Here is a 10,434-nt window from a genome sequence, read left to right as displayed (position 1 = left end):
AGTCCTAATATCTGAGAAAATACGTTTATATTTACCATGGCGGTGATGGAATTTTAGCGAATTAAATATAGCAATCCCTGCTATATAAATACACCGCCATTTTTTCCCTTATTTTGGACACTACTGATTGATTATCAATAAAGTAGTAGGTATATAGAAATTAAAAAAACCGAATTTACCACCATCTTTGCTCTCAATATGAAGCATATCATCTAAATAAAATTGAATCACGATGAAACCAAAAAAGGCTCAACAAAACTGTTGAGCCTTTTAAAATATATTACAATATTGCTTTTATTATGCCTTTACCATGCTAACGAAATCGTCAAATAAATAACGAGAATCGTGAGGACCTGGAGATGATTCTGGGTGGTATTGTACTGAGAAAGCTTTTTTACCTTTCACACGGATACCTTCAATAGAATTATCATTCAAATTGATATGTGTTACTTCGATATTATCTGAGTCCTCAATATCCTCTCTTACTACCCCGAAACCGTGATTTTGAGAAGTAATTTCGCAACGGTTAGCAATGATATTTTTTACTGGGTGGTTGATACCACGGTGACCGTTAAACATTTTCTCCGTACGGATACCGTTAGCTAATGCTAAGATTTGGTGACCTAAACAGATACCAAACATTGGTTTGTCAGCAGCTAAGATTTCTTTTACCGTATTGATCGCGTAATCCATTGCAGATGGATCACCAGGACCATTAGAAATAAAGTAACCATCAGCCCCCCAAGCTTCCATTTCTGCGAAAGAAGTTTTTGCTGGGAATACTTTAGCATATACTTGACGTGCATCAAAGTTTCTTAAGATATTGCGTTTGATACCTAAATCCAAAACCGCAATACGAACTGCAGCATCTTCATCCCCATAGAAGTAAGGTTCAGTAGTGGTTACTGTAGAAGACAATTCCAATCCGGCCATCGAAGGAACTTTCGCCAACTCAGCTTTCAATGATTCTGCATCCAAATTCTCCGAAGAAATGATAGCATTCATCGCTCCTTTGTCACGGATATGACGAACTAAAGAACGTGTGTCGATATCGGAGATACCTACCAAATTTTCTTCTTCAAAATAAGTCTGAATAGAACTGTCAGCCATTTTACGGCTATAATTAATGTTATAGTTTTTACAAACTAATCCAGCAATTTGAATTTTTTTAGATTCAGTATCATCTTCGTCAATACCATAGTTACCAATATGTGCATTGGTTGTCACCATGATTTGTCCATAATACGAAGGGTCTGTGAAGATTTCTTGATAACCTGTTGTACCTGTATTAAAACAAATTTCACCAGTAGTTGTTCCTATTTTTCCGGCAGCTTTACCGTGAAAAACAGTACCATCTTCTAAAACTAAAATTGCGGGTAATTTACTGTAGCTGGTCATTATTTATATTGTAAAAATAAATTATTCATTTTGTAGTGTATGTAACTTCTGACGATTAGACACAAAAAAAGCCCAAATGGGCTAAACGTATCAAAAATATGATATTTCAATGATAACATTGAAGTTGATTGCACTAATTACTGGGTCAAAAGTATCAAATTTCACGGGAGACAAAGGTACAACAAAAAAGTAAAAATTAAAAAGTAAAAAGCGAAAAATCACCTTTTATCTTATTTAATTAAAAATCGTCTTCAATAATCTCTTGCACCCTTCCAATTTTCCCATCTGTCAAACGTACTTTAATGCCACGATGATGAAATGCTGCGGATGTCAACAAATCTTTTACTATTCCTTCCGTCAATATCCCTGTGCGCTGGTCTTTCTTCAATACAATATTAACCAACATCCCCGGTTTTATATCCGCTCTTGTTTTTCCGTCTTTCATCTTATTATTTAAACATTAAACCAACAGACACATTGAAATGTTGGTGTTGAAAATCTTTCATAAAAATATTCTTGGTCAATTGCTGATAGCCATAAGCCGCCGAAATCGTCCACTTTGTTTTAAAAGGTGTATCATGCAAATAGAAAAAACCTGCTTTAAACAAAAATCCTTTATCGTACTGCGCGCTTAGCTTAGGCGCGTAACCCGCATTAGCCCAAAGTCCAATTCGCGACACCTCATTAAACTCTCCAATTGGCAAACGACCATCTACAAAGATTGGAAACAAATTTTGGTCGTAGGAATATTCTGCTTGATTAGTTTCATGCGGATTATTTGTTTTATAGGTTCCTTTAAGACGCTCATTCCCTAATCCCAACCCTAAATAAGCACGCTCATTGTAATTCTTTCCGAAAATAAAATGCGCCGAATATCCATTGAATGCACCTTTATATCCTTCATTTGCAAAACCCAAATTACCTCCACCTTGGATAATCATATAATTTGAAGATTGTGCTTGCACCGCAAATGAAGCACTTACTAAAGCCAAAGCAAGTAAGATTTTTTTCATATGTAAATATTAAATTAGTTTAGAATTTTAAAAATCATTTCACGCAACAAATCGCCAACCGAAGTATTAGGCCCAGCATCCAATCCTTTAAACTTCAAATCGTAATCCTTCAAAATCGTCATCACATGAAACAATTTGAGTTTATTAAAATTACGCGCCGCATATTCGTAATCTTTTACAAAGTAGGGGTTCACACCTAATTCTTTTGCGGCAGTGGATTTATCTGGCAGATAATGGTACTTTAATACCTTAGAAAAGTAGCCATACAGAGTTCCCATTACCAATACTACGGGATTTGATTTGGGGTTGGCCGCAAAATAATCTACAATCTGAATAGCTTTCAACGCATCCCGTTTTCCTAAAGCATTATTCAGTTCGAAAACATTGAAATCTTTACTGATACCAATATTTTGTTCAATATCCTGAACCGAAATTTCTCGTTCTTTGGAAACGTTTAAAATCAGCTTTTGAACTTCATTAGCTACTTTAGAAAGATCCGTTCCTAAATATTCAGCCATCAATGCTGCGGCTTGCGGATGAATCTTGCGACCTTGACTTTGAATTTCATCTACAATCCAAGGCGCTACTTTATTATCATATAGCTTCTCTGATTCAAACACTATACCTGCCTTTTCAATGGCTTTATACAATTTAGTACGTTTGTCGAATTTGCCATGTTTGTAAGCAAATAGCAGAATCGTAGTTGGGGTTAAGTTTTCGACATATTTTGCCAACATTTCTACACCTTCTTCCCCTTTCCATTTTAGACCTTGCGCTTCTTTGATAATGATGACTTGATAATCACTCATCATCGGATAACGCTTTGCCGCACTAATAATAGTTGAAAAGTCCACATCCTTTCCATATAGGATAGTCTGATCAAAACCTTTCTGCGCATCATTCAGTACAGTACTTTCTATAGCATCGCAAATCACATCGATATAATGTGATTCCTCTCCATGTAATAAATAAAGAGGCTTATATTTACGTTGCTTTATTGCGCTAAGTATTTCTTGTACTTTCATAACATCGCGAAATTAACTATTTATTACGAAACATTTTGAAATTGCACAATATTGAAGCTGCATATATTTTCAAATTCGTGCTTAGTTTTGTATATTTGTATATGTTTAGTCCCGTTCCATTAAACTTACCTCCTACTTCACTAAAACTTTCACGCGTTAACGACAAAATCTACATTTTTGATGTATTGCGTAAGAAAAATTTGGTTTTGACTCCAGAAGAATGGGTGAGACAACATTGGGTACATTTTTTGCATCAATATAAAAAGTACCCGAAATCGTTAATGAAAATTGAAGGCGGACTCATTTTAAATGATCTACATAAACGTTCGGATTTAATCATCTACAATAACAGGGGTGAAAAAGTCATTTTGGCAGAATTTAAAGCTCCTGAAGTAAAGATAAATTCAAAAACTTTTGAACAAATAAGTTCATACAATAGTAAGCATAAAATACCCTTGTTATTAGTGAGTAACGGTCTAGAGCATTATTTTTGCAAAGTAAATTTTGAAGACAACAGTTATCAATTTATTGAGGATCTTCCAAATTACATTATTGAGACATAAAATTTATATGTATTTAACAAAAAGAATTTATATTTAGTCTTTAATTAGGGAATTGAAAAATATATACATATGAATATAGATAAAAACGAATTCAGAAAATATGCGATTAAACACCACAGAATTGGTAGCCAACATGTGGATGGTTTTATCTCAAGAGTAGAAACTAAAATGCCTACAAACTTGACACCTTACATCGTTGAAGAGCGTCAGTTAAATGTAGCTCAAATGGACGTTTTCTCTCGCTTGATGATGGACCGTATTATTTTCTTAGGTGACGGAATTAATGATCAAGTAGCGAACATTATCCAAGCTCAATTGTTATTCTTACAGTCTACAGACGCAAAAAGAGATATCCAAATCTATATCAATTCACCAGGTGGTAGCGTATATGCTGGTTTAGGTATTTATGACACCATGCAATATATTACGCCAGACGTAGCAACTATCTGTACTGGTATGGCGGCTTCTATGGGTGCTGTATTATTAGTTGCAGGAGCAAAAGGCAAACGTGCAGCATTGAAACACTCCCGTGTCATGATTCACCAACCATCAGGTGGTGCTCAAGGTGTAGCTGCAGATATGGAAATCAATTTGCGCGAGATGTTAAAATTGAAAGAAGAATTATACACCATTATTTCTGAACATTCAGGTCAGTCTTACGAATGGGTAGAAAAATCTTCAGACCGTGATTATTGGATGAAAGCTGCAGAAGCCAAAGAATTTGGAATGATTGATGAGGTGTTAGCACCAAGAAAAGATATTAAATAAAATGAGTAAAAATCAAAAAGATATACAATGCTCCTTTTGTGGGATCAGTAAGAATGAAGCTTTGATGCTGATAGCTGGTGATGGAGCGCATATCTGTGATCGTTGTGTAACTCAAGCTGGAGAAATCTTAGCAGAAGAGTTAAATCAACGAAAAAATAAATCTTTACAGACGACTTTAAAATTAATTCGTCCTTTAGAGATTAAACAGCACTTGGATCAATACGTTATCGGACAAGATGATGCGAAAAAAGTAATTTCAGTAGCAGTTTACAACCATTACAAACGATTGAACCAAAAAGCTTCTGCTGATGAGACGGAAATCGAAAAATCTAACTTGATTATCGTAGGTGAAACAGGTACAGGTAAAACATTATTAGCAAAAACAGTTGCCAAAATACTGAATGTACCTTTCTCTATCGTCGATGCGACAGTATTAACTGAAGCGGGTTATGTGGGTGAAGACGTAGAAAGTATCTTAACAAGATTGCTACAAGCTGCGGATTATGATGTTGCTGCTGCCGAAAGAGGTATTATCTATATCGATGAGATTGACAAGATTGCACGCAAAAGCGATAATCCATCTATCACACGTGACGTATCTGGTGAAGGTGTACAACAGGCTTTATTGAAAATATTAGAAGGTACAAATGTAAACGTTCCGCCTCAAGGTGGCCGCAAACATCCAGACCAAAAAATGATCTCCGTAAACACAAGTAACATCTTATTTATTTGTGGTGGTGCATTCGATGGTATTCAGAAAAAAATCGCTAACCGTTTGAGAACACAAACTGTTGGTTTCAAAATGTTGGAAGAAGAGGAAGATGTAGATTTAAACAATCTATACAAATATATCACACCTCAAGATTTGAAAAATTTTGGTCTGATTCCAGAATTAATTGGTCGTCTTCCAGTATTGACACACTTGAATCCTTTGGATAAAGAGACGTTGTTAAGCATCTTGACAGAACCAAAAAATGCCTTGATAAAACAATACATTAAGTTATTTGAATACGAAGGGGTTGATTTAGTTTTTGACAAAGAAGTGTATAGCTTTATAGTAGACAAAGCATGGGAATTCAAATTGGGTGCCCGTGGCTTACGTAGCATTTGCGAGGCGATTATGCTGGATGCAATGTTCGAGATTCCATCGACAAAAGAACACAGTGAGGATAAAACACTTCACATTACGCTCGATTATGCGAAGAAGAAATTTGCAAAATCAGACATTAAGAAATTAAAAGTAGCGTAATAATAAAAAATCCCTCACTCTAAAAAGTGAGGGATTTTTGCAAATAATAAATTAAAACTAGAATTGCTTATGACAAAAAAACAAAAAACAGTAGACAGTCCTATTACTCCAGGACTTAAATCGAAAGAGGAAATCGTAGAAAACTGGCTTCCACGTTATACAGGTAAGCCATTAGAAGAGTTTGGCCAATACATTCTCTTAACCAATTTTTCGAAATATGTAAAGATGTTTTCGGAAATGCACGACGATGCACCTATTTATGGAGAAGATAAAGCGATGCAAGCGTGTACTGCCAACGGTATTACGATAATTAATTTTGGTATGGGTAGCCCTATGGCAGCTACAGTGATGGATCTACTAACTGCTATAGATCCCAAAGCGGTACTTTTCTTAGGAAAAACTGGAGGGCTGAAAAAGAAAATTGAAGTAGGTGAATTAATACTTCCTATTGCTGCTATTCGTGGCGAGGGTACATCAAACGATTATTTCCCACCCGAAGTCCCTTCCCTACCGGCTTTCGCCTTGCAAAAAGCCATTTCGACTACTATACGTGATCACGGAAGAGATTACTGGACAGGAACTGTATATACCACTAACCGTCGCGTATGGGAACATGATAAAGCTTTCAAAAAGTATTTAAAATCCATCCGCGCAATGGCTGTCGATATGGAAACCGCAACAATCTTCAGTGTAGGATTTGCAAATAAAATTCCAACAGGTGCATTATTACTCGTTTCGGATCAGCCGATGGTACCAGAAGGTGTGAAAACTGCAGCATCTGACTTATCGGTAACGGCAAAATTTGTGGAAACACATTTGAATATTGGTATTGATGCGCTGAAACAACTTATCAATAATGGTCTAACAGTAAAGCATTTGAAATTCTGATGCAATGAAACCGAAAATCAATCAAACCTCATAAAAGTTCAATTCTTAATCGATTGAACTTTTATTTTTCTATTATTTTTCAAATAGTTTTTATTTTTTAAAAATTCTACTATATTTGTCGAGTACTTTAGTAGAGTATCTAATCAACACCTTTCTAGTATCGGTCTTGATTTATAAAGAAGTGGCGAGAGACTGGCTCAATGACCCACTGGCAACCTTCAATAAAGATTGAAAAGGTGCCAAATCCTGTCCAAAGTAACATTACTATGGAGCATATAAATGAAATAGACTATGACAACATTAACAATATTAAATCTTACAAATATTGCTGTACTAGAAAAGTGCACTCCAATCTTGCTACCAAATAATCCCGTATTATTTTCTATTCGAATGCGCTAGTCGTCTGTCGCACTATTACTTTTTGTAATGGTATTACATTCATGACGACCAAACTTTTGCATCTCTTAATAGAATTTATACATATATTTAATAACCTAAAAAAACAGAAAAGAAAATGGCAGAGAATAAAAACTTAAAATTCGAAACTTTACAGATTCACGCAGGACAAGAAGTAGATCCTACAACTGGCTCAAGAGCAGTTCCAATTTACCAAACTTCATCATATGTTTTCGAAAACGCAGAACATGGCGCTAACTTATTCGCCTTAAAACAATTCGGAAACATCTATACACGTATCATGAACCCTACTACTGATGTATTCGAAAAAAGAATTGCATCGCTAGAAGGTGGTGTGGCAGCAGTAGCTGTAGCTTCTGGCCAGGCAGCACAATTTATCGCTTTAAATAATATCTTAGAAAGCGGTGATAACTTTGTTGCTGGATCGAATTTGTACGGCGGAACATATAATCAATTCAAAGTAGCTTTCAAAAGATTAGGCGTAGATGTCCGTTTTGCAGCTGATTCTGATGCTGAAAATATCGAGGCTTTAATCGACGATAAAACAAAAGCTATCTACGTAGAAACCATTGGTAACCCAAGTTATAACATTCCTGATTTCGAAAAAATTGCTGCTGTAGCACGCAAACACGATTTACCTTTAATCGTAGATAATACATTTGGTGCTGGTGGTTATTTATTCAAACCATTAGAGCATGGTGCTAATGTTGTCGTTGAATCTGCTACTAAATGGATCGGCGGTCATGGTACAAGTATCGGAGGTGTAATCATCGATGGTGGTAACTACAACTGGGGCAACGGTAAATTCAAACAATTCTCTGAACCTTCAGAAGGTTATCATGGATTAGTATTCTCCGATGTATTTGGCGAAAACGGTCCTTTCGGAAATATCCAATTCGCTATCCGCGCTCGTGTAGAAGGTTTAAGAGATTTCGGTCCTGCCCTATCACCTTTCAATTCATTCTTACTATTGCAAGGTTTGGAAACATTGTCTTTGCGCGTACAACGTCATGTAGATAATGCTTTAGAAATCGCACAATGGTTGGAAGCGCATCCACAAGTGGAAAAAGTGAGCTACCCAGGTTTGAAAAGCCATCCTTATCACCAAAATGCACAGAAATACTTGAAAAATGGTTATGGCGCTGTATTATCATTCTCTATCAAAGGTGGTGCAGATAAAGCGAATGAATTTATCGATGCATTGGAATTGGTAAGCCACTTGGCAAACGTAGGTGATGCGAAATCATTAATCATTCACCCAGCAGCGACTACGCACCAACAGTTGAGCGACGAAGAACAAGCTAAAGCGGGAGTGTACGCAGGTTTATTACGTTTGTCAGTCGGTATCGAACATATTGATGATATCAAAGCAGATTTAGAACAAGCTTTCGAAAAAATTAAGTAGTCAATCGACTACTTAATTTTTTAGGAAAATATACATACAAGGAAAAGGAAAACTGAAATTTTAAAGCTATATATGAGTAAGAAACTTACTATCGGTATGTTCGGGTTCGGCGTAGTTGGGCAAGGATTATACGATATTATTAAAACAAAAAACTTAAACCTAGAAATTAAAAAATTCGTAATTAAGAATGCAGACAAAAAACGTACGTTGCCTGATGAATTATTTACAATAGATGCGAATGTTATCTTAGACAATCCAGAAATCAACACGGTAGTAGAATTGATTGATGATGCTGATGCCGCATTTGAAATCACTAAAAAAGCACTTTCTTCAGGTAAAAATGTTGTTTCCGCAAATAAAAAGATGATTGCGACACATTTAGAAGAATTGACAGAATTACAAAATCAATACGGTACTTCTTTATTGTACGAAGGTGCTGTTTGTGGAAGTATACCAATCATCCGCAATTTGGAAGAATACTATGACAACGAACTTTTACATTCGGTAAGTGGTATTTTCAATGGTTCTTCAAACTACATTTTATCAAAAATTTTCAACGAAGGTCAAAGTTATGCCGATGCGTTGAAAAAAGCCCAAGAATTAGGTTTTGCCGAAACAAATCCAATTTTGGACGTAGGTGGTTATGACCCGAAATACAAATTAACTATCGTTGCCTCACATGCGTATGGCTTGTTTGTAAATCCAGAAACTATCCTAAACTTAGGCATTGATAAATTAAATGATAGTGATATCCGCTACGCACGTGAAAAGAATTTCAAAATCAAATTGATTCCTTTCGCTAAAGAAATCAGCAATAGCGAAGTAGTATTATATGTGTTGCCAAGATTTATTACGAAAGATAATATCCTTTATAACGTTGAAAATGAAAACAACGGGGTACTGGTTAAAGCCGCTTTTGCGGACGAACAATTCTTCTATGGTAAAGGCGCGGGAGGTCACCCTACGGGATCTGCTGTACTTTCAGACATTGCTGCTTTACGCTATGATTACCGATACGAATACAAAAAACATTTGGAATCCCAAGAGCTTCAGTATTCGACAAATTATGATTTGAAAGTTTATTTCCGTTATCAAGATGAGGATGTATTAGAGAATATTGAGTTCAAATCAATAACCGAACGTTATTACGGTGAACATTCGAAATATGTAATCGGTTACATCAACTTGCAAGAGATTATTGATAAGCGAGATTTGATTAATCAAGACGGTTATTTCTTAGCGGAATTATCTTAAGTCACTATAAATATGTCCACGTATACGTTAATAAGTAAGTTTTTCCATCAAACGTTAAAAAGTCTTAAAAGGGTTGCGAATATGATGTTTAATAATTAGATTTATTAGAAAACGTTATATTCTGATTTTATGAAAAAGTTAGGTGGCATATTTTTCTTAACATTGTGGTCTAGTTTGGGATGGGCTCAAACACAACAGCAAGAAGAGCAGGGATCTTCTACGGGTTATATCATCATTGGTGCCATCCTACTTCTAGTCGTAATTATTATTCTTTACAATAGACAAAAACGTAAGTTTAATCATTAACAAAAAAGGTTGTGAAATATCGAGGGCACTGAAAAAGTCCCCTTTTATATTGGGCCAAAAAAAAGGAGTGGAAAGTGCATTTTCTACTCCTTTTTTTGTATCTTAAATTAAGCTTTAACGGATATCAGGATGCTTTCTACCCAACAAA

Annotated in this window: 11 protein-coding genes and 1 riboswitch; of the genes, 7 read left to right on the top strand and 4 right to left on the bottom strand. The window is 35.6% G+C overall.

Translation table 11 applies throughout. From position 1 onward, the window contains the following. Nucleotides 1–297: 297 nt before the first annotated feature. The 4 genes from carA to holA all read right to left on the bottom strand — a co-directional run bounded on the left by carA (nt 298) and on the right by holA (nt 3,436). Nucleotides 298–1,398, bottom strand: coding sequence for a glutamine-hydrolyzing carbamoyl-phosphate synthase small subunit (gene carA, locus H8B04_RS16350; protein ID WP_165291478.1), 1,101 nt, complete (start codon nt 1,396–1,398; stop codon nt 298–300). A 238-nt stretch (nt 1,399–1,636) separates the two neighbouring features. Continuing rightward, complete coding sequence (locus H8B04_RS16345; RefSeq protein WP_190303026.1) at nt 1,637–1,843, bottom strand: YwbE family protein; 207 nt, start codon at nt 1,841–1,843, stop codon at nt 1,637–1,639. 4 nt (nt 1,844–1,847) lie between these two features. Continuing rightward, on the bottom strand, nt 1,848–2,411 hold the full coding sequence (locus H8B04_RS16340; protein ID WP_165291480.1) for a hypothetical protein: 564 nt from the start codon (nt 2,409–2,411) through the stop codon (nt 1,848–1,850). A gap of 14 nt (nt 2,412–2,425) precedes the next feature. After that, the gene (gene holA, locus H8B04_RS16335; RefSeq protein ID WP_165291481.1) at nt 2,426–3,436 is read right to left on the bottom strand and encodes a DNA polymerase III subunit delta; all 1,011 of its coding nucleotides are present in this window, start codon (nt 3,434–3,436) and stop codon (nt 2,426–2,428) included. Nucleotides 3,437–3,471: 35 nt separating this feature from the next. Between holA and H8B04_RS16330 the strand changes: the two genes are divergently transcribed. The 7 genes from H8B04_RS16330 (at nt 3,472) to H8B04_RS16300 (ending at nt 10,286) form a co-directional block, all read left to right on the top strand. Further along, complete coding sequence (locus H8B04_RS16330) at nt 3,472–3,999, top strand: type I restriction enzyme HsdR N-terminal domain-containing protein (protein ID WP_317170678.1); 528 nt, start codon at nt 3,472–3,474, stop codon at nt 3,997–3,999. Nucleotides 4,000–4,068: 69 nt separating this feature from the next. Continuing rightward, nucleotides 4,069–4,767, top strand: coding sequence for an ATP-dependent Clp endopeptidase proteolytic subunit ClpP (clpP, locus tag H8B04_RS16325; protein ID WP_165291482.1), 699 nt, complete (start codon nt 4,069–4,071; stop codon nt 4,765–4,767). A 1-nt stretch (nt 4,768) separates the two neighbouring features. Next, a complete protein-coding gene (gene clpX, locus H8B04_RS16320; protein WP_165291483.1) occupies nt 4,769–6,016 on the top strand; it encodes an ATP-dependent Clp protease ATP-binding subunit ClpX in 1,248 nt (415 codons plus the stop codon). 69 nt (nt 6,017–6,085) lie between these two features. Next, complete coding sequence (locus H8B04_RS16315) at nt 6,086–6,904, top strand: AMP nucleosidase (protein ID WP_165291484.1); 819 nt, start codon at nt 6,086–6,088, stop codon at nt 6,902–6,904. Nucleotides 6,905–7,072: 168 nt separating this feature from the next. Beyond that, a riboswitch (SAM riboswitch) is annotated at nt 7,073–7,186 on the top strand. 232 nt (nt 7,187–7,418) lie between these two features. Then, nucleotides 7,419–8,726 (top strand): O-acetylhomoserine aminocarboxypropyltransferase/cysteine synthase family protein, encoded by a 1,308-nt coding sequence (locus H8B04_RS16310; protein ID WP_190303025.1) that lies wholly within the window; start codon nt 7,419–7,421, stop codon nt 8,724–8,726. Between the two features lie 72 nt (nt 8,727–8,798). After that, the gene (locus H8B04_RS16305; RefSeq protein WP_190303024.1) at nt 8,799–9,980 is read left to right on the top strand and encodes a homoserine dehydrogenase; all 1,182 of its coding nucleotides are present in this window, start codon (nt 8,799–8,801) and stop codon (nt 9,978–9,980) included. A 129-nt stretch (nt 9,981–10,109) separates the two neighbouring features. Continuing rightward, nucleotides 10,110–10,286 (top strand): hypothetical protein, encoded by a 177-nt coding sequence (locus H8B04_RS16300; protein ID WP_165291487.1) that lies wholly within the window; start codon nt 10,110–10,112, stop codon nt 10,284–10,286. The last annotated feature ends 148 nt before the right edge of the window (nt 10,287–10,434 follow it).

The organism is Sphingobacterium litopenaei, from assembly GCF_014692495.1.
Classification (GTDB): Bacteria; Bacteroidota; Bacteroidia; order Sphingobacteriales; family Sphingobacteriaceae; genus Sphingobacterium; species Sphingobacterium litopenaei.
The sequence above is the reverse complement of the archived record's forward strand: the minus strand, read 5'-3'. Positions and strand labels throughout refer to the sequence as shown.